The organism is Pseudomonas sp. P2S-1, from assembly GCF_057197725.1.
On the sequence record NZ_CM170068.1, the window covers coordinates 2,949,726 to 2,969,667 of the forward strand.

General features: G+C 65.2%; 15 protein-coding genes. 6 read left to right on the plus strand and 9 right to left on the minus strand.

Features of this window, described 5'->3' with window-relative positions:
• Nucleotides 1-60 precede the first annotated feature (60 nt).
• Nucleotides 61-801, plus strand: coding sequence for a YciK family oxidoreductase (locus tag AC2CQI_RS12915; protein WP_075803791.1), 741 nt, complete (start codon nucleotides 61-63; stop codon nucleotides 799-801).
• 3 nt (nucleotides 802-804) lie between these two features.
• On the opposite strand, the gene AC2CQI_RS12920 is transcribed toward AC2CQI_RS12915, so the two are convergent.
• The 7 genes from AC2CQI_RS12920 to AC2CQI_RS12950 form a co-directional block, all read right to left on the minus strand.
• Nucleotides 805-1,593 carry an iron-containing redox enzyme family protein gene (locus AC2CQI_RS12920; RefSeq protein ID WP_484580371.1) on the minus strand — a complete coding sequence of 263 codons (789 nt, stop codon included), beginning with the start codon at nucleotides 1,591-1,593 and terminating at the stop codon, nucleotides 805-807.
• A gap of 36 nt (nucleotides 1,594-1,629) precedes the next feature.
• Entirely contained in the window at nucleotides 1,630-4,089 is a 2,460-nt protein-coding gene (locus tag AC2CQI_RS12925) for an EAL domain-containing protein (protein WP_484580372.1), read from the minus strand.
• A 100-nt stretch (nucleotides 4,090-4,189) separates the two neighbouring features.
• Nucleotides 4,190-6,022 (minus strand): ABC transporter ATP-binding protein, encoded by a 1,833-nt coding sequence (locus tag AC2CQI_RS12930; protein WP_484580373.1) that lies wholly within the window; start codon nucleotides 6,020-6,022, stop codon nucleotides 4,190-4,192.
• Nucleotides 6,015-6,647, minus strand: a complete 633-nt coding sequence (locus AC2CQI_RS12935; protein ID WP_075803787.1) for a DsbA family protein — start codon at nucleotides 6,645-6,647, stop codon at nucleotides 6,015-6,017. The genes AC2CQI_RS12930 and AC2CQI_RS12935 overlap by 8 nt, the downstream gene beginning before the upstream one ends.
• Before the next feature lie 3 nt (nucleotides 6,648-6,650).
• Nucleotides 6,651-7,586, minus strand: coding sequence for an oxygen-dependent tRNA uridine(34) hydroxylase TrhO (trhO, locus tag AC2CQI_RS12940; RefSeq protein ID WP_484580374.1), 936 nt, complete (start codon nucleotides 7,584-7,586; stop codon nucleotides 6,651-6,653).
• A gap of 115 nt (nucleotides 7,587-7,701) precedes the next feature.
• A complete protein-coding gene (locus tag AC2CQI_RS12945; protein WP_484580375.1) occupies nucleotides 7,702-8,001 on the minus strand; it encodes a BolA family protein in 300 nt (99 codons plus the stop codon).
• A 12-nt stretch (nucleotides 8,002-8,013) separates the two neighbouring features.
• A complete protein-coding gene (locus AC2CQI_RS12950; protein ID WP_075803784.1) occupies nucleotides 8,014-8,541 on the minus strand; it encodes a DUF2059 domain-containing protein in 528 nt (175 codons plus the stop codon).
• 160 nt (nucleotides 8,542-8,701) lie between these two features.
• Here AC2CQI_RS12950 and AC2CQI_RS12955 point away from each other — a divergent pair, with 160 nt between their 5' ends.
• Nucleotides 8,702-10,096 (plus strand): class II fumarate hydratase, encoded by a 1,395-nt coding sequence (locus AC2CQI_RS12955; protein WP_484580376.1) that lies wholly within the window; start codon nucleotides 8,702-8,704, stop codon nucleotides 10,094-10,096.
• 1 nt (nucleotide 10,097) lies between these two features.
• Here the strand turns inward: AC2CQI_RS12955 and AC2CQI_RS12960 are convergent, their stop codons facing one another.
• Both AC2CQI_RS12960 and pap read right to left on the minus strand, forming a co-directional pair.
• Nucleotides 10,098-11,054, minus strand: coding sequence for a DMT family transporter (locus AC2CQI_RS12960; protein WP_484580377.1), 957 nt, complete (start codon nucleotides 11,052-11,054; stop codon nucleotides 10,098-10,100).
• Between the two features lie 199 nt (nucleotides 11,055-11,253).
• Complete coding sequence (pap, locus tag AC2CQI_RS12965; protein ID WP_484580378.1) at nucleotides 11,254-12,744, minus strand: polyphosphate:AMP phosphotransferase; 1,491 nt, start codon at nucleotides 12,742-12,744, stop codon at nucleotides 11,254-11,256.
• Between the two features lie 115 nt (nucleotides 12,745-12,859).
• Here pap and mnmC point away from each other — a divergent pair, with 115 nt between their 5' ends.
• The 4 genes from mnmC to AC2CQI_RS12985 all read left to right on the plus strand — a co-directional run bounded on the left by mnmC (nucleotide 12,860) and on the right by AC2CQI_RS12985 (nucleotide 19,818).
• Nucleotides 12,860-14,848 (plus strand): bifunctional tRNA (5-methylaminomethyl-2-thiouridine)(34)-methyltransferase MnmC2/FAD-dependent 5-carboxymethylaminomethyl-2-thiouridine(34) oxidoreductase MnmC1, encoded by a 1,989-nt coding sequence (gene mnmC / locus AC2CQI_RS12970; RefSeq protein WP_484580379.1) that lies wholly within the window; start codon nucleotides 12,860-12,862, stop codon nucleotides 14,846-14,848.
• Between the two features lie 235 nt (nucleotides 14,849-15,083).
• Entirely contained in the window at nucleotides 15,084-16,871 is a 1,788-nt protein-coding gene (locus tag AC2CQI_RS12975) for an N-acetylglutaminylglutamine amidotransferase (RefSeq protein ID WP_484580380.1), read from the plus strand.
• Nucleotides 16,872-16,874: 3 nt separating this feature from the next.
• Nucleotides 16,875-18,620, plus strand: coding sequence for an N-acetylglutaminylglutamine synthetase (gene ngg, locus AC2CQI_RS12980; protein ID WP_484580381.1), 1,746 nt, complete (start codon nucleotides 16,875-16,877; stop codon nucleotides 18,618-18,620).
• A gap of 13 nt (nucleotides 18,621-18,633) precedes the next feature.
• On the plus strand, nucleotides 18,634-19,818 hold the full coding sequence (locus AC2CQI_RS12985) for an osmoprotectant NAGGN system M42 family peptidase (RefSeq protein ID WP_484580382.1): 1,185 nt from the start codon (nucleotides 18,634-18,636) through the stop codon (nucleotides 19,816-19,818).
• The last annotated feature ends 124 nt before the right edge of the window (nucleotides 19,819-19,942 follow it).

Below are 19,942 nucleotides of genomic sequence, written 5' to 3' on the forward strand. Positions count from 1 at the left end.
GCCCATAGGCCATGCCGCGACGGCGTGGCCTGAAGCCATTTCCTTTTCGAGGCAATTCCCATGTTCGACTATTCCGCCCGTCCAGAACTGCTCAAAGGCCGGGTCATCATGGTCACCGGCGCCGGTCGCGGGATCGGTGCCGCGGCAGCCAAGGCCTTTGCCGCCCATGGCGCCACCGTGCTGTTGCTGGGCAAGACCGAAGCCAACCTGGCAGCGGTGTACGACGAGATCGAGGCCGACGGCCATCCGCAACCCGTGGTCATCCCGTTCAACCTGGAAACCGCCCTGCCCCACCAGTACGACGAGCTGGCGGTGATGGTGGAAAACGCCTTCGGCCGCCTCGACGGCCTGCTGCACAACGCCTCGATCATCGGCCCGCGCACGCCGATCGAGCAACTGAGCGGCGATAATTTCATGCGCGTCATGCACATCAACGTCAACGCCATGTTCATGCTGACCCAGACCCTGCTGCCACTGCTCAAGCTGTCGGAAGATGCCTCGGTGGTGTTCACCTCCAGCAGCGTCGGACGCAAGGGCCGGGCCTACTGGGGTGCCTACGGGGTATCGAAGTTCGCCACCGAGGGCCTGATGCAGACCCTGGCGGACGAACTGGAAGGCGTGGCGCCGGTGCGGGCCAACAGCGTCAACCCGGGTGCGACCCGCACCAGCATGCGGGCCCAGGCGTATCCGGCGGAAAATCCGCAGGACAACCCGCTGCCCGAGGCCATCATGCCGGTCTACCTCTACCTGATGGGCCCGGACAGCACCGGGGTCAACGGTCAGGCGTTCAACGCCCAGTAACGATCAGGCCAGGGCGCCCCGACGACGGACGTCCTGGCCTGCTTCACCGTGTTCCAGCTGCATGCAGCGTTCGAGGAACAGGAACATATAGTCGTAGCTCTTGCAGATCGCCCGCTTCAGCTCGTTCTGCAGGGCCTTGCCCGGGCTGTTGCCGGCCAGGGTGCAGATGATTTCCAGCGCTTCCCACGGGTGGGCATCGTCGTACTGGGCGTGCATCTTCAGCCACTTCATCGCGCGCTTGCGGCCTTCCTCGGGGAAGCCCTGGGCGTAGGTGTCGGTCGAACAGACCACTGCCGACCACTCGCCCACCGCCCCTTCGATCGCATAGTTGGTCGCCGCCATGGCCACCACCAGCGAATCCGCCGTGCAGGTATGCACGCACCAGTCGCTCAGGGCCTGGAGCTCTGCCGGCACGTCCTGCGTCTGCAGGTCCTCCAGGCTCACGCCATGGGCCTCGCACCAGTGCACCCAGTAGTCGGCATGGTTGAGTTCGACACGGATATTGCGCATCAGCCAGCGCCGCGCCATGTCCTCGCCGGGATGGCGGCCATAGACGGTCTTGGTCAGGTTGCGAGCCATGTACACCGAGAATTGCTCGACCACCGGCCAGCCACCCACCAGGTACTGGTGCATGGTCCGGCTGGAAACCTGGCCGTCGCGCAAGCGCTGGTAAAACTCATGTTCCACCACACGGCGCTTGCTGGGGGCGCATTCCTGGATCAGGCGTTGGGCCCAGAGGGGATAACTGCTGGCGTCCATCAATGGACCGGTCCGGGTAAAGGTATCAATCACTGTCAGCTCCTTGTCCTTGTGATTTGGATAGAAGCGTCAGCGCAATGTCCCCGGCGAGCCGAACAGCAAGGGCCTGGCCGCGTCGCGCTGACGCTGCAGGCTGGCGCAGGAGAAGACCTGGGGCCGCTCGATCAGGAAGCCCTGGGCGTAGTCGACACCGATCTCCCGCAAAGCCTGTTCGATCAGCGGCGTCTCGACAAACTCGGCGATGGTGCGCTTACCCATGACGTGGCCGATATGGTTTATCACCTGGACCATCGCCCGGTTAATCGGATCGTCGAGCATATCCTTGACGAAACTTCCGTCGATCTTGAGGAAGTCTACAGGCAAATGTTTCAGATACGCGAACGACGACATCCCGGCGCAAAAATCGTCAAGGGAAAATTTGCAACCCAATCCCTTCAATTCGTTGATAAAACGAATGGCACTGCCAAGATCGGCAATCGCGCTGGTCTCGGTTATTTCGAAACAGATCAATTCAGGCGGGATACCGTGCTCGCAGAACTGCCGGCGCAGGTACTCAAGAAACTTGTCGTCGCCAATGCTGTTGCCCGAGAGGTTGATCGAACACATCGCCAGCGGCGCTTGCGCCCCCTCGTCCAGGCACTGGCGGATGGTGCCGAAGACGCTGTTCACCACCCAGCGATCAAGGGCGGTGATCAGGCCGAAGCGCTCGGCCGCCGGAATGAAACTGTCCGGCAGGATCATGCGGCCGCTTTCATCGTGCAGGCGCAGAAGGATCTCCAGATGCCCGCCATTGCCCTCCTCGGGATGCAGGGCGGCGATTTCCTGTGCGTACAGGCAGAAGCGGTTTTCTTCCAGGGCGATATGCAGGCGCTGGATCCAGGCCATCTCGCCGAAGCGCACCGATAGCTCGGTATCGTCGGCCTGGTACAACTGAACGCGGTTGCGGCCCTTTTCCTTGGCCATGTAGCAGGCCATGTCGGCGGCTCGCAGCGCCGCCTCCAGTGTTTCCGGTGCTTGCGCCAGATGGACCAGGCCAATGCTCACGGTATTCATGAACGGCCGGCCCTTCCACACGAAATGCAGGCTCTGCACCGACTGGCGCAGGTTCTCGGCGATGCGTTCGGCCTGCTCCGGCGGGCAATCGTGCAGCAGCACGCCGAACTCGTCGCCACCCAAGCGCGCCAGCACGTCGCCCTCGCGCAGGGCCGACTGCAAGACCGCGCAGATATGCCGCAGCAGTTCGTCACCGGCGGCATGCCCGCTGGTGTCGTTGACCAGCTTGAACTGGTCGAGATCGAGGAACATCAGCGAATGCCGGCCGCTGTGCCGGGCCAGTTCGTTCAGGGCCTGCTCCAGGCGGTATTCGAATTCGCGCCGGTTGGACAGCCCGGTCAGGGCATCGTGGGTCGCCTGCCAGGACAGGTTGGCGATGTACTGGCGCTCCCGGGTCATGTCGTGCAGCACCAGCACGGTGCCGCTGATGCGTCCCTCGCTGATGATCGGCGCACCGACCAGGGCCACGGCCACGGTACTGCCGTCCAGACGCTGGATCTGCCGGACATGCTCCGAACCGCCGCTCAGCGCACCGTTGAGGATATGTTCGGTGAGGGTCAGGCTGTCCTTCTCGGCGTTGTCGTCGAGCAGGCTGAACAGCGCCGCCAGCGGCAGGCCCTGGGCATGCAGGGCATCCCAATGGGTCAGTTGCTCGGCGGCCGGGTTCATATACAGGATGCAACCGTCGACATCGGTGGTGATCACCCCGTCACCGATGGACGCCAGGGTGATCTGCGCCCGCTCCTTCTCCACCTGCAGGGCGCTGGCGAAGGCCTGGCGCTGGGCCAGCAGCTTGCTCGAGCGTAGCCAGGCCAGGGCGATGAGGAACACTGCAGTAGCAAGGTTGATCAGCAATAGCAGGCGCAAGAGCATGCGCGAGCCTTCGCCCAGGGCATCGCTGAAGGCCCGGGCGGCCGGGGTGACGTTGTCGTTGATCGCGACGATGCGGCGCTTCCACTCCGCCAGGTACCAGGGCGTGGCCTGGTTGGCGCGAATGCCGGCGTGGACTTCCTGAGCCAGGGTGTCCAGCTCCTGGAGGAAACTGTCGCCCACCTGCCAGCGGTCGATGGCCTTCTCCAGGTAGCTGACATGGCGGAAATTCAAGTAGAACCAGATCACGCTGGCCACATCGTCCGGGTGGTTGCCGCCCGCCAGGATGCCCTGGCGCGCGCCTTCCAGGTCCGGCGGGTCCAGATCCAGCGCCAGGCGCAGGCGATGGCTGCCTTCGGGAATGGCAAAGGCCTGCTGGTATTTGCGAAAGTTCTCCTCGTCGCGGGTGTCGACGTAGAGGCTCAGGTAATAGATGGCGTCCTTCTGGCCCTTGGACCAGAGGCTTTCCCCCGCCACATAGGCGCGCATCGCCGACAGCGCGTACAGGCTCATGCTGCCGAGCAGCGCCTGGAACAGCACCACAGCGATAAATGGCCAGATAAGCCCCAGGAGCCTGGGCGTTTCGAGCGTCCGTTTTCCCTTCATGAAGTCCCTTGCGACAGCACCGGTGAGTAGCCTCACTCTGTTCCGATACAGACTAGGCCATTTGCCTTCATGCGGATAAGTGATTTCGCACAATAAACACTCAGCTTTGCTGCAAGTGACCGTACAGCTTGGCGTACAGGCCGCCTTCGGCGATCAGTTGCTGGTGACCGCCATCCTCGGCGACATGCCCACCGTCGAAGACCAGCACGCGATCGGCCTGTTTCACCGCCGACAGGCGGTGGGCGATGATCAGCGTAGTACGGGCGCTGAGGAAGCGCGCCAGGGCATGGTGCAGGTTGTATTCGGTGGCGGCGTCGAGGGCCGAGGTGGCCTCGTCGAGGATCACCACCTTGGGCTTGGCCAGGACCATTCGGGCAATCGCCAGGCGCTGGCGCTGGCCGCCGGACAGACGCACGCCGGAGCGCCCGACCACACTGTCCAGGCCTTGCGGCAAGGCAGCGATGGTCTCGTCGAGCTGGGCGATGGCCAGGGCCTGCCAGCATTCATCGTCCGTGCAGTCGCGGCCCATGGTCAGGTTGGCGCGTACCGTGTCGTTGAACAGCGACGGGTGCTGGAGCACCACCGCAACGTTCTCGCGCAGGGTATCCAGGCCGATTTCCTGCTGGGTCGCGCCACCAAAGCGAATGGTCCCCGCCTGCGCGGTGTACAGGCCGAGCAGCAGTTGCACCAAGGTGCTCTTGCCGCCGCCGCTGGCGCCGACGATGGCGACCTTCTCGCCGGGGGCGATGGACAGGTTCAACTGGTCCAGCACCGGCTCCTCGCCATAGCCGAAGCGCAGGCCGCGGACCTCGATGCCCACCGTGGTCTGGCCTTGGAACGGGTCGGTGCCGCCAGCGAACTGCGGCTCGTCGGCACGGGCCAGCAGCTCGTTGATCCGGCTCAGGGCGCCGCCGGCCGCGTAATAGGCATATTGCAGGTTCAGCAGTTGCTCGACCGGACCGATCATGAACCACAGGTAGCTGAACACCGCGAGCATCTGGCCGATACTCAGGTCGGAGAACAGCACGGTGAGCATGGCCGCGGCGCGGAAGATGTCGATACCGAACTGGAACAGCAGGCCACTGGCTCGCCCGCTGGCGTCGCTCTTCCACTGCGAGGCCACGGCGTAGTTGCGCACTTCCTGGGCGCGCAGGCCCAGGCGCCCGAGGAAATAGCCCTGGCGGTTGCCGGCGCGGATTTCCTGGATGGCGTCGAGGGTTTCGGTCAAGGCCTGGGTGAAGCGCGAGGTGCTGTCGTTCTCCAGCTTCTTCAGGTGCTTGACCCGCTTGCCCAGTTGCACCGTGGCAAAGATCACCAACGGGTTGAACAGCAGGATCAGCAGCGCCAGTTGCCAATGCATCCAGATCAGGATCGCCGCGGTACCGGTCAGGGTCAGCATGGCCACGAGGAAGCGGCTGAGGGTTTCGCCGACGAATTTGTCCAGGGTGTCGAGGTCGGTCACCAGGTGGGTGGTGACGGTACCGCTGCCGAGGCTTTCGTATTCGCTCAGGGAGATGCGCTTGAGCCGCTCGATCAGGCGGATGCGCAGGCGGTAGACGATGTCCTTGGCCAGGCCGGCGAACAGCTTGGCCTGGACCACGTTGAAGATCAGCGCGGTACTGCGCAGCAACAGGGTGACGAAGAGCATCAGGCCGATATAGCCGGCCGCCACCTGCCAATTGCCCGGGAGGAACTGGTTCATCCACTTCAGCGCCGCGTCGCCATGGCCGAGCAGCACTTCGTCCACCAGCAGCGGCAGGAGCAGCGGGATCGGCACGCTGCACAGCGCCGCCAGCACGGCAACGCCATTGGCGATCCACAGGGCTTTCTTGTGGTGCAGCGCCAGGCGGCGGATTTCCGCCCAGCTCAAGCGATCGGCAGACGCCGCCGCAGGCCCGGGTACCGGGTCGGGCGAGCCTGGCAGATCAAGCATAGGCAGCCCGCTCCAGCCAGCGGCCGAGCAGCGGTTCGAGGGACTCCAGCGCCTGGTAGCCATTGGTCAGCAAGGCCAGTTGGCCGTTGCGCTCGGCGAGCAGGGTCGGGAAGCCGGCGATGCCCAGGTCCTGGACCCAGGTGAAATCGGCGGCCGTGGCCGTGCGCTGTTCGCTGCTGGCGAAGGCCGCGGCGAAGCTGGCGCGGTCGAAACCGGCCTGCTCCGCCAGGTTGACCAGGGTCGGCGCCAGGGTGACGTCTTCGGCCCGCTGGTAGAACGCCTGCTGGATCAGCGCCAGCAGGTCCCAGACCTTGCCCTCGTCCAGGCTGCGCGCCGTCACCAGGGCGCGGCAGGCCGGCTCGGTGTCGTAGACAAAGCCGTCGGGCATGGCGCCCTCAAGCTGGAACGGCTGGCCGGTGGCTTCGTTGACCGCTTGCCAGTGCTCGAGGATGTAGCGCCGGGTCGAGGCGTCCAGGGCCGAACTGCCGGTGCGCAGGCCGCCGACCACCAGGCGGGTTTCAATCCCTGCCTGGCGCGCCTGGGCGATCAGGGCCGCAGCCACCGGCGCGAACCCCCAGCACCAGGAGCACATCGGGTCCATCACATAGAGCAGGCGAGCGGTCATGCATCACACCTCGGCTTTGCGGTAGTTGAACCCGATCGGGTGCGGCTGGTTGCGGGCCTTGGCCAGTTCGATCTGCTTCTGCCGGTCGATGGCGCTGCGGCGGGTCTTCTCGCTCAGGCTGTCCCAGCAATGCGGGCAGCTGATGCCTGGCAAGTAGTGCTCCGAGGCCCGGTCCTCGACACTGACCGGATGGCGGCACGCGTGGCACTGGTCGTACTCGCCTTCGCTGAGGTCGTGACGCACGGTGACCCGGTTGTCGAAGACGAAGCAGTCGCCCTGCCACTTGCTCTGGTCCTGAGGCACTTCTTCCAGATATTTCAGGATCCCGCCTTTCAGATGATAGACCTCTTCGAAGCCCTCACCGAGCATATAGCTCGACGCCTTCTCGCAACGGATGCCGCCGGTGCAGAACATGGCGACCTTCTTGTGCCGCGCCGGGTCGAAGTTGGCCTTGATGTACTCGGGGAACTCGCGGAAGGTGGTGGTCTTCGGGTCGATGGCGCCTTCGAAAGTGCCGATGGCCACTTCGTAGTCGTTGCGGGTGTCGATCAGCAGCACTTCCGGGTCGTTGATCAGGGCGTTCCAGTCCTGCGGCTCGACATAGGTGCCGACCGCCTTGTTCGGGTCGACGCCCGGTACGCCCAGGGTGACGATCTCTTTCTTCAGCTTGACCTTGGTCCGGTAGAACGGCTGCTCGTCGCAGTACGACTCCTTGTGGTCGACATCCACCAGGCGCGGGTCGTTGCGCAGCCAGGCGAGCAGGCCGTCGATGCCTTCGCGGGTGGCGGAAACCGTGCCGTTGATGCCTTCCTCGGCCAGCAGCAGGGTGCCTTTGACGCCGTTGGCTTCCATGGCAGCCAGCAGCGGCTCGCGCAGTTCGACGTAGTCTTCGAGGGTGACGAACTTGTACAGCGCCGCCACGACGATCGGTTGGGTCATGCTTGCAACTCTCCAGTGGTCACCCTCGCAAAGGGCGGACCGGGTTTGAAAATACAAATAAAAACGCGCCGACAAGCGGCGCGGGGGCGGATTCTAGCAAATACCGATGGTTAAATCAGTGCTTGCTGCCTCCGGCACAGGTGGGGGAAGCCGGTGCAACACCGACCTTTTCCCATTCCTGCTGGGTGTAGGTATGCAACGCCAGGGCATGGAACTGGCCCATCAGGTCGCCGAGGGTGGCGTAGACCTTCTGGTGCCGCTTAACGCTGTTCAGGCCCTCGAACTGCTCGCTGACCACGACCGCCTTGTAGTGGGTCTCGGTGCCACGACTATGCATATGGCTCTCGTCCAGGACCTGCAGGTGCCGGGGCTCCAGCGCCGACAGGCTCTGTTCGATCTTCTGCTGCATCGACATCGGTGGCTCCGCTTAGGGCTTCTTGGCCGGCGCGGCGGCCTTGCCGGCGTTCGGGTCGAGTTCGTTGGTCATGTCGGCGAGCAGCTTGTTGACCACAGGCACAGCGCTTTCCAGCTTCTGCTGGGTCAGCTGGGCGGACTGCTGGGTCACCACCGGCATTTTCTCCAGGACTTTCTTGCCCAGCGGCGACTGGTAGAAGGCCACCAGGTCTTTCAGTTCCTGCTCGGTGAAGGTGCTGGTGTAGAGCTTGACCATATCCGGCTTCAGCTTGTTCCAGCCGATGGCGTTGTCCAGGGCAGCGTTGGCTTTGGCCTGGTAGCTATCGAGCACGGCTTTCTTCGAGGCAGGCGCCTTGGTCTGCTCGAAGCGCTGGGCGAACATCTGCTGCACCTGCATGTACACCGGCGTACCGAGCTTGTCGGCGTGCGCCAGGGTCAGAAACTTCTCGGCCGCAGCGTCGTGGCTTGGGCCGGCAGCGAATACCTGGCCGCTTGCGCAAACCAGGGCGACGGCCGTGCAAAGGGCGCGGAGACGGGTCATCGGAATTCCTTAAAAGAGTAAGTGAGTGTTTCCAGCGTAGAGCATTCTGCGCCCACGGACGCAGCCGCTCAATAGGACGAGTGGGCTATGGAACCTGCCTGGCGAATCAAGACCTAAACTGTCTGGTCAAACTTGCATCTTGCAAAGGAGTGGGTAGCACATGAGCCGCATCGAAACTGACAGCCTCGGACCGGTCGAAGTTCCTGATCAGGTCTACTGGGGTGCGCAAACGCAGCGTTCGCTGATCAATTTCGCCATCGGCAAGGAACGCATGCCGCTGGCCGTGCTGCATGCCCTGGCCCTGGTGAAGAAGGCGGCGGCGCGGGTCAACGACCGTAATGGCGACCTGCCGGCGAATATCGCCCGGTTGATCGAACAGGCCGCCGACGAAGTGCTCGACGGCGAGCATGACGACCAGTTCCCGCTGGTGGTCTGGCAGACCGGCAGCGGCACCCAGAGCAACATGAACGTCAACGAGGTGATCGCCGGGCGCGCCAACGAGCTGGCCGGCAAGGGCCGCGGCGGCAAGGACCCGGTCCACCCCAACGACCACGTCAACCGCTCGCAGAGCTCCAACGACTGTTTCCCCACTGCCATGCACATCGCTGCCGCCCAGGCGGTGCATGAAAAGCTGCTGCCGGCCATCGCCGAGCTGTCCTCGGGGCTGGCCGAGCTGTCGGCGCGCCACACCCACCTGGTGAAAACCGGACGCACCCATATGATGGACGCCACGCCCATCACTTTCGGTCAGGAAGTGTCGGCCTGGGTCGCCCAGCTGGATTACGCCCAGCGCGCCATCCGCAGCGCCTTGCCGGCAGTCTGCGAACTGGCCCAGGGTGGTACGGCGGTGGGCACCGGGCTGAATGCGCCCCATGGTTTCGCCGAGGCCATCGCCGCCGAGCTGGCAGCGCTGTCCGGCCTGCCGTTCGTCACCGCACCGAACAAGTTCGCCGCCCTCGCCGGCCATGAGCCCCTGACCACCCTGGCCGGCGGTCTGAAAACCCTGGCCGTGGCCGTGATGAAAATCGCCAACGACCTGCGCCTGCTCGGCTCGGGCCCCCGTGCCGGGATCGCCGAAGTACGCCTGCCGGCCAACGAGCCGGGCAGCTCGATCATGCCCGGCAAGGTCAACCCGACCCAGTGCGAGGCCCTGTCGATGCTGGCCTGCCAGGTGCTCGGCAACGACACCGCGATCGGTTTCGCGGCGAGCCAGGGGCATTTGCAGTTGAACGTGTTCAAGCCGGTGATCATCCACAACCTGCTGCAATCCATCGAACTGCTCGCCGACGGCTGCCAGAACTTCCAGCGCCATTGCGTGGCCGGGATCGAGCCGGACGCCCAGCAGATGGCCGCGCACCTGGAGCGCGGGCTGATGCTGGTGACCGCGCTGAACCCGCATATCGGCTACGACAAGGCGGCGGAAATCGCCAAGAAGGCCTACGCCGAAGGCACCACCCTGCGCGAGGCGGCGCTGGTCCTGGGTTATCTCACCGATGCCCAGTTCGACCAGTGGGTACGTCCCGAGCAGATGCTCGAAGCCGGCGGCAAGGGCTGAGTCAGGCGGCCGGGGGCACGCGCCTGGCCTTCCAGCCGGCGCTGATCGACGGCCCCAGGGCGGTCAGCGCCGACCCCGCCACCACCACCAGCGCGCCGAAATAGCCCAGGCCGTTGATCTGCTCGGCGCTGACGTACGCCGGCCACACCCATGCAGCCAGGGCCACGGTCACGAAAGTCACCAGCGGTGTAATCGCCAGGGTCGCGCTGACCCGCGACGCCTCCCAATGCGCCAGCGCTTCGGCGAAGGCGCCGTAGGCCACCAGGGTGTTGAGGCAGCAGGCCAGCAGCATCCAGCCTTGCAGGGCGCTCAGCTGCAGCACTTCCAGCGGCTTGGCCCAGGGTGTCAGGAGCACCGCGCAGAACAGGTAGATCACCATCATCACCTGCTTGGAATTCCACACCGTGAGCAACTGTTTCTGGCCGAGGGCGTAGAACACCCAGACCGAGGACGCCGCGATGATCACCAGTACCCCAGTGGTGTAGGCACCCAGGGAGGTCAGCAGCTCATCCAGGCGCTGGTTGAAGAACAGGCCGAAACCGACCATCAGCAGCGCCAGGCCGATACCCTGGCCGACGGTGAAGGATTCCTTGAACACGAAGACGCTGCCGATCAGCAGCAGCACCGGGCCGATCTGCACCACCAGTTGCGCGGTACCGGCGCTGACCAGGTTCAGGCCGATCAGGTAGAGCACGTAGTTGCCGGTGAGCCCGAGCACGCACACGGCCACCAGCCACTTGCCACGGCGACCCAGGGCGGAGAACGACGGAAGGTTGCGTTGCGCCCCGAGCCAGGCGAACAGCAGCCCGCCTGACACCAGCAGGCGGTACCAGGTGACGCTGACCGGGTCCATCACCTGCAGGACCTGCTTGAGCTTCACCGGCAGGATGCCCCACAGCACGGCGGTCAACAGCGCCAGGAACAGCCCGTAGGCCCAGCGTCCGGAAGAGATATGCATGACGGCCTCGATAGCCCGGGGTGGTGGATGGCGAGAGTCTAGTGCGTAGGAAAGGGATTACAAAAGATCGTGAAGCTCAAAAAGAACCCTGTGGGAGCTGGCTTGCCAGCGATAGGGCCAGATCTGACGACATGTTTGTCAGTGCCGGCCTCATCGCTGGCAAGCCAGCTCCCACAGGGTTTGGTGTCAGCTTCAAGAATTACTTCTTGTGCTTGCGGAACGCCGCCTCCAGCGCTTCATTGATGGTGCGCAGCACCTTCACCCGCGCCCAGCGCTTGTCATTGGCTTCCACCAGGGTCCAGGCGGAAATCTCGGTGCTGGTACGGTCGACCATATCCCCCACCGCCCGCGCATACAGGTCCCATTTGTCGCGGTTGCGCCAGTCTTCCTCGGTGATCTTGAAACGCTTGAACGGAATGTTCTCGCGCTCTTGGAAGCGCTCCAACTGGGTCTGCTGGTCGATGGCCAGCCAGAACTTGACCACCACCACCCCGGCATTGCTGATCTGCTCTTCGAAGTCGTTGATCTCGCCATACGCGCGCATCCAGTCGGCCTGGCTGCAGAAGCCCTCGACCCGCTCCACCAGCACCCGGCCATACCAGGAACGGTCGAACACGGTGAACTTGCCGTAGGCCGGCAGGTGCCGCCAGAAGCGCCACAGGTACGGATGCGCGCGCTCCTCCTCGGTCGGCGCGGCGATCGGCACGATGCTGTACTGGCGCGGGTCCAGCGCCGCCGCCACCCGACGGATCGCCCCGCCCTTGCCCGCCGCGTCATTGCCTTCGAACACCGCCACCAGCGAGTGATGCTTCATGCGCTTGTCGCGCAGCAGCCCGGCGAGCCGCGCCTGCTCGAACACCAGTTGCTCCTGGTAGTCGTGCTTGTCGAGATGAACGCTCAGGTCGAGACTGTCCAGCAGGCTGCGCTCGTCGATGCTTTCGCCCAGCGGCGCAATCGGCGTCGGGTCCTTGAGCGCCTTGGCTTTCAGGGCATTCTGCAGGCCTTCGAGCAGGAGCTTGCCCACGGCCAGGCTGCGATAGTGCGGATCGGCACCTTCGATAATGTGCCACGGCGCATACTCGCGGCTGGTCCGGCGGATCACCCGCTCGCCAAAACGCACGAAACGGTCGTAGGTTTCCGACTGCTGCCAGTCCAGCGGGCTGATGCGCCAGCGGTGCACCGGGTCGTCCTTGAGCGTCTTGAGGCGGGCCTTCATCTGCTTCTTGGACAGGTGGAACCAGAACTTGAAGATCAGCGCGCCTTCATCGCAGAGCATCTGCTCCAGGCGCTCGGAGGCGCTGATCGCCTGGTCCAGCACGGCGTCCTTGAAATGCCCGTGGACCCGGCCCTGGAGCATCTGGCTGTACCAGTTGCCGAAGAACACGCCCATCCGCCCCTTGGCCGGCAGCGCCCGCCAGTAGCGCCAGGCCGGTGGCCGGGCCAGTTCCTCGTCGGTCTGCTGGTCGAAAGTGCGCACTTCGATCAGGCGCGGGTCCATCCATTCGTTCAGCAGCTTGACCGTCTCGCCCTTGCCGGCGCCCTCGATGCCATTGATCAGCACGATGACCGGGAAACGCGCCTGCTGCTTGAGCTCGAACTGGGCTTCGAGCAGGGCTTCGCGCAGGGCGGGGACTTCGGCGTCGTAGGTTTCTTTGTCGATCGAGTGACCGATTTCAGCGGATTCGAACATACCAGGCTCCCTTCATGGATAAGCAAGACTAGCGGATTGCCATTGGTTTTGTCCGGGATCAAACAGCGTTTCACCGATCGGCTAGAATGGCGCATCCGCTGAATCCGAGCCCCTCATGACCGACACCCCTCCTCCGCGCCACGCCCAGATCGACTGGGACGAACTGGGCCGCCCGCATTCGCGGCAGTACGACGACATCTACTTCTCCAAGGACCAGAGCCTGGCGGAAACCAGCCATGTGTTCATCGAACAGAACGACCTGCGCCAGCGCTTCGCCGCCCTGGGTGCCGGCGAATGCTTCGTGATCGGCGAGACCGGCTTCGGCACGGGCCTGAATTTCCTCTATGCCTGGCAACTGTTCGAACAACTGGCCTCGGCCGACGCGCGCCTGCACTTTATCAGCGCCGAAAAATTCCCTCTGACCCGCGACGACCTGCGCCGCGCCCTGGCCCTGTGGCCGGAGATGGCCCGCCAGGGCCAGGCCCTGCTGGCGCAATACGTGGCGGTGCACGAGGGTTACCAGACGTTCCTCTTCGACAACGGCCGGATCAGCCTGACCCTGATGATCGGCGATGCCCGCGAGCAGTTCGAAAAGCTCGACGGGCGCATCGACGCCTGGTTCCTCGACGGCTTCGCCCCGGCGAAGAACCCGGACATGTGGACCCCGGAGCTGTTCGCCCAACTGGGCCGGCTGTCGGTGCCCGGAACCACCCTCGGCACCTTCACCAGCACCGGCTGGGTGCGCCGGGCGCTGATCGCGGTGGGCTTCGGCATGAAGCGGATTCCGGGGATCGGCAAGAAATGGGAAGTGCTGCGCGGGCTGTTCAAGGGCTGGCCCGAAGAACAGCCACTGCCGGCCCCGATCGCGCCCTGGTATCGCCGACCTGCGGCGCTTGAGGGTCCGCGTCACGCCTTGGTGATCGGCGCAGGCCTCGCAGGTTGCAGCAGCGCCGCCAGCCTGGCAGCACGGGGTTGGCAGGTCAGCCTGCTGGAACGCCATGACCAGCCGGCCCGCGAAGCCTCGGGCAATCCTCAGGGCGTGCTCTATCTCAAGCTCTCGGCCCACGGCACTGTGCTGTCGCAACTGATCGTCAGCGGATTCGGGCACACCCGGCGCCTGCTCGAACGCTTGCAAAGGGGTGCCGACTGGGACGACTGCGGCGTGCTGCAACTGGCCTTCGACGCCAAGGAAGACCAGCGCCAGGCACAACTGGCCGGGGCGTTCAGCGATGAGCTGGTGCAACGGCTGGACCGCCAGCAGGCCGAGGCGGTCGCCGGGATCACCCTGCCCAGTGGTGGCCTGTTCTATCCGGAAGGTGGCTGGGTGCATCCGCCGGCGCTGTGTCGCTGGCAGGCACAGCAAGCGAATGTGCGTTTGCTCACTCACCACAATGTGCTGCAACTGCGCCGCGTCGACGGGCTGTGGCAGGCGCTGGAGGGCGAGCGGGTGCTGGCCGAGGCGCCGGTGGTGGTGCTGGCCGGGGCGGCGGAGATTCGCCAGTTCGAGGGATGCGCCGGACTGCCGCTCAAGCGCATTCGTGGACAGATCAGCAAACTGCCGGTGACCGCCGCCAGCCAGGCCCTGCAGACGGTGGTCTGCGCCGACGGTTATGTCGCACCACCCCGGCATGGCGAGCACACCCTGGGGGCCAGTTTCGATTTCCACAGCACCGATACCGTACCGACGGTCGAGGAACATCGCAGCAACCTGGAGCTGCTGCGGGAGATTTCGCCGGACCTGGCTGAACGGCTGGACATAGATCAACTGGATGCGCAGCGCTTGGAAGGACGGGCGGCGTTTCGCTGTACCAGTCCGGATTACCTGCCGCTGGTCGGGCCGCTGGCCGAGGCCGGGGCCTTTGCCGAGACCTATGCGGCGCTGACGAAGAATGCGCGGCAGGTGCCGGATGACCCGTGTCCATGGCTGGAGGGGTTGTTCGTCAACAGCGGGCATGGTTCGCGCGGGCTGATCACTGCGCCGTTGTGCGGCGAGCTGCTGGCCGCCTGGGTCAATGGCGATGCCCTGCCGATGCCACGGGAGATGGCGGAGGCCTGTCACCCGAACCGGTTCATGTTGCGTGAGCTGAAACGCGGCAAGGCTTGAGGGCCTCATCGCTGGCAAGCCAGCTCCCACAGGTTCACCTGTGTTCTTGAGAGCACCGCTGTACCTGTGGGAGCTGGCTTGCCAGCGATGAGGCCCTCAAAAACACCATCATCCCTCAAGACCCTACCCAAGGCTTTATTCCATATCGATCTAAAACTCCCACAACCCCATCCGGTCAGTTTCTGAGTGCCCCTTGTTCGGGCACCTTCCCCAACGGCAAAACCGGTAAGGACTTATGTGCGGATTAGCTGGAGAGTTTCGTTTCACCCCTGTAGCCACCCCTTCGCGCCCGGCGGACCTCGCCGCGGTCGAGCGGATTACCCACCATCTGGCCCCTCGCGGCCCGGATGCCTGGGGCTTCCATAGCCAGGGCCCGATCGCCCTCGGCCATCGTCGCCTGAAGATCATGGACCTGTCCGACGGCTCGGCCCAACCCATGGTCGACCCGAACCTGGGCCTGTCCCTGGCCTTCAACGGCGCCATCTATAACTTCCCGGAACTGCGCGCCGAGCTGGAAAGCCTTGGTTACGTGTTCTACTCCGGTGGCGACACCGAGGTCCTGCTCAAGGGCTACCACGCCTGGGGCGAGCAACTGCTGCCGCGCCTCAATGGCATGTTCGCCCTGGCCATCTGGGAACGCGACAAGCAGCAGCTGTTCCTCGCCCGCGACCGTCTGGGCGTCAAGCCGCTGTACCTCTCACGGACCCACTCACGCCTGCGCTTCGCCTCGACCCTCCCGGCCCTGCTCAAGGGCGGTGATATCGATCCGGTGCTGGACCCGGTGGCCCTCAACCACTACCTGAACTTCCACGCCGTGGTCCCCGCGCCACGCACCCTGCTGGCCAATATCGAGAAACTGCCGCCGGCCACCTGGATGCGCATCGACGCCCAGGGCCGCAGCCAGCAGCAGCAATGGTGGAGCCTGCATTACGGGCCACGCACCGATGAACAGGACCTGACCCTGGAGGACTGGCGCGACCGCGTGCTCGACAGCACCCGCGAAGCCGTGGCCATCCGCCAGCGTGCCGCCGTGGATGTCGGCGTGCTGCTGTCCGGCGGTGTGGACTCCAGCATGCTGGTCGGCCTGCTCCGCGAAGTCGGCGTCGAGGACCTGTCGACCTTCTCCATCGGCTTCGAGGATGCCGGTGGCGAGCGCGGCGACGAGTTCCAGTACTCCGACCTGATCGCCAGGCACTACGGCACCCGCCACCACCAGTTGCGCATCGACGAACGCGAGATCATCACCCAGCTGCCGGCGGCCTTCCGCGCCATGAGCGAGCCGATGGTCAGCCATGACTGCATCGCCTTCTACCTGCTGTCGCGGGAAGTGGCCAAGCATTGCAAGGTAGTGCAGAGCGGCCAGGGCGCCGACGAACTGTTCGCCGGCTATCACTGGTACCCGCAGGTGGACGGCGCCGCCGACCCGGTGGCGGCCTACCGCGCAGCCTTCTGCGACCGCAGCTTCGATGAGTACCGCGACACCGTGCAGCCGTCGTGGCTGGTGGACAGCGACGTGGCCGGCGACTTCGTCCGCCAGCACTTCGCCCAGCCCGGTGCCCGCGACGCCGTGGACAAGGCCCTGCGCCTGGACAGCACGGTGATGCTGGTGGATGACCCGGTCAAGCGCGTCGACAACATGACCATGGCCTGGGGCCTGGAAGCGCGCACGCCGTTCCTCGATTACCGCCTGGTGGAGCTGTCGGCGCGGATTCCGGCGCGCTTCAAGCTGCCGGACGGCGGCAAGCAGGTGCTCAAGGAAGCCGCGCGCATGGTCATCCCCAGCGAGGTGATCGACCGCAAGAAGGGCTACTTCCCGGTGCCCGGCCTCAAGCACCTGCAAGGCGCGACCCTGGACTGGGTACGCGACCTGCTGCTGGACCCGAGCCAGGATCGCGGGCTGTTCAACCCGGCGATGCTCGACCGCCTGCTGAGCGACCCGCATGGCCAGCTCACCCCGCTGCGCGGCTCGAAACTCTGGCAACTGGCGGCCCTGAACCTGTGGCTCAGCGAACAAGGAATCTGACCGATGAAAGCCCACGCAACTGCCTACGGCCAACGCTTGCTGCGCGGCCAGGTGCCGTCCTATGAACGCCTGCAGGCGCGCCTGGCCGGCGAAGGCAGCGAACCGCAGGATGAACCGCGCTCGCTGCATTGCGGCTGGGGTCGCCTGCTGATCGGTCATACCTACGCCGAGCCCGGCCAGTTGGCCGAGGCGCTGCTGGAGGAGCAGCCCGGTGAGCGGGATATCGCTCTCTACGTGGCGGCGCCGCAGCAGGTTCTGGCCCAGGCGCCGCACCAGCTGTTCCTCGACCCGTCCGACACCCTGCGCCTGTGGTTCAGCGACTACCGCCAGGCCAGCCGGGTGTTTCGCGGCTTCCGCATTCGCCGGGCACAAAGCGACGAGGACTGGCAGGCGATCAACACCCTGTACCAGACCCGCGGCATGCTCCCGGTGAAGACCGAGCTGCTGACCCCGCGCCATCTCGGCGGGCCGGTGTACTGGCTGGCCGAGGACGAAGCCACCGGGGCGGTGATCGGCAGCGTGATGGGCCTCAATCACCTCAAGGCCTTCGAGGACCCCGAGGCCGGCAGCAGCCTCTGGTGCCTGGCCGTCGACCCCAACACCACCCGGCCCGGGGTCGGCGAGGTGCTGGTGCGGCATCTGGTGGAGCACTTCATGAGCCGCGGCCTCAACTACCTCGACCTCTCGGTGCTGCACGACAACCGCCAGGCCAAGCGCCTGTACGCCAAGCTCGGCTTCCGCAACCTGCCGACCTTCGCGGTCAAGCGCAAGAACGGCATCAACCAGCCGCTGTTCCTCGGCCCGGGTCCGCAGGACGGGCTCAACCCCTATGCGCGGATCATCGTCGAGGAAGCCTACAAGCGCGGCATCGATGTGCAGGTGGACGACGCCGATGGCGGCCTGTTCACCCTCAACCACGGCGGGCGCCGGGTGCGCTGCCGGGAATCCCTGAGCGACCTGACCACCGCCGTGAGCATGACCCTGTGCCAGGACAAGCGCCTGACCCACCGGGCGCTCGCCAGCGCCGGGCTGAATGTGCCGGCGCAGCAACTGGCGGGCAATGCCGACGACAACCTGGCCTTCCTCGAAGACCACGGTGCGGTGGTGGTCAAGCCGGTGGATGGCGAACAGGGCAATGGCGTGGCGGTCAACCTCACCACCCTGGAGGAAGTCACCCACGCCATCGAGCAGGCCCGGCGCTTCGATAGCCGGGTGCTGCTGGAAAGTTTCCATGAAGGCTATGACCTGCGCATCGTGGTGATCGGCTTCGACGTGGTGGCCGCCGCCATCCGTCACCCGGCGGAAGTGATCGGTGATGGCCAGCACAGCATCGGCCGGCTGATCGAGGCTCACAGCCGCCGGCGCCAGGCCGCGACCGGTGGCGAAAGCCGCATCCCTAAGGACGACGAGACCCTGCGCACGATCCAGGCCGCCGGTTTCGACTACGACAGCATCCTCCCCGCCGGCCAGCGCCTGGCGGTGCGACGCACCGCCAACCTGCATACCGGCGGCTGCCTGGAAGATGTCACCGCGCGCCTGCACCCAACCCTCGCCGACGCGGCGATCCAGGCCGCCCGCGCCCTGGATATCCCGGTGGTCGGCCTCGACCTGATGGTCCGCGCCGCCGACCAGCCGGATTACGTGTTCATCGAGGCCAACGAGCGCGTTGGCCTGGCCAACCATGAACCACAACCCACTGCCGAACGTTTCGTCGACCTGCTGTTCCCCCACAGCCGGGCGACACCCTGAATCAGGAGTGCTCATGACAGCCCCGCTACCCGAACCGGACCTGAAGTATCTGCAAAAAGTCCTTCTGGAAATGCTGGCGATCCCCAGTCCCACCGGCTTTACCGACACCATCGTGCGCTACGTCGCCGAGCGCCTGGAAGAACTGGGCATCCCCTTCGAGCTGACCCGGCGCGGAACCATCCGCGCCACCCTCAAGGGCCGCAAGAATTCCCCCGACCGCGCGGTTTCCGCACACCTCGACACCATCGGCGCCAGCGTCCGCGTGTTGCAGGACAACGGTCGCCTGGGCCTGGCGGCGGTGGGCTGCTGGTCGAGCCGCTTCGCCGAGGGCAGCCGGGTCAGCGTGTTCACCGACAGCGGCGTGCTGCGCGGCAGCGTGTTGCCGCTGATGGCCAGCGGGCACGCCTTCAATACCGCCATCGACCAGATGCCGGTGAGCTGGGAGCACATCGAACTGCGCCTGGACGCCTACTGCGCGACCCGGGCCGATTGCGAGTCGCTGGGGATCAATGTCGGTGACTTCGTCGCCTTCGATCCGCTGCCGGAGTTCACCGAAAGCGGACATATCAGTGCCCGTCACCTCGACGACAAGGCCGGTGTGGCCGCACTGCTGGCGGCGCTCAAGGCGGTGGTGGAAAGCGGGCGCACGCCGGAGATCGACTGTCATCCGCTGTTCACCATCACCGAGGAAACCGGCTCCGGCGCGGCGGGCGCCCTGCCCTGGGATGTCAGCGAGTTCGTCGGCATCGATATCGCTCCGGTCGCGCCGGGACAGCAGTCCAGCGAGCATGCGGTCAGCGTGGCGATGCAGGACTCGTCGGGGCCGTATGACTATCACCTGTCGCGGCATCTGCTGCATCTGGCCAATGAGCACAGCCTGCCGGTGCGGCGCGACCTGTTCCGTTATTACTTCAGCGATGCGCATTCGGCGATTACCGCCGGGCACGATATCCGGACGGCGTTGCTGGCGTTTGGGTGCGATGCGACCCATGGCTATGAGCGGACCCATATCGACAGCCTGGCGGCCTTGAGTCGCTTGCTCGGGGCTTATCTGCTGAGCCCGCCGGTGTTCGCAGCGGATTCGCATCCGGCGGGGAGTTCGCTGGAAAGGTTCAGTCACCAGCTGGAGCATGATGCGCAGATGGAGAGTGATACCCGGGTGCCGACGGTGGATGAGGTGCTCGGTCGGAGAGATTGATGTGATCTTGAGGGCCCTATCGCTGGCAAGCCAGCTCCCACAGGGTCCGAGTCGCTGCAGAACCTGTGGGAGCTGGCTTGCCAGCGATGAGGCCCTCAAGAGCAACAAAGCAGGTAGCATGTGC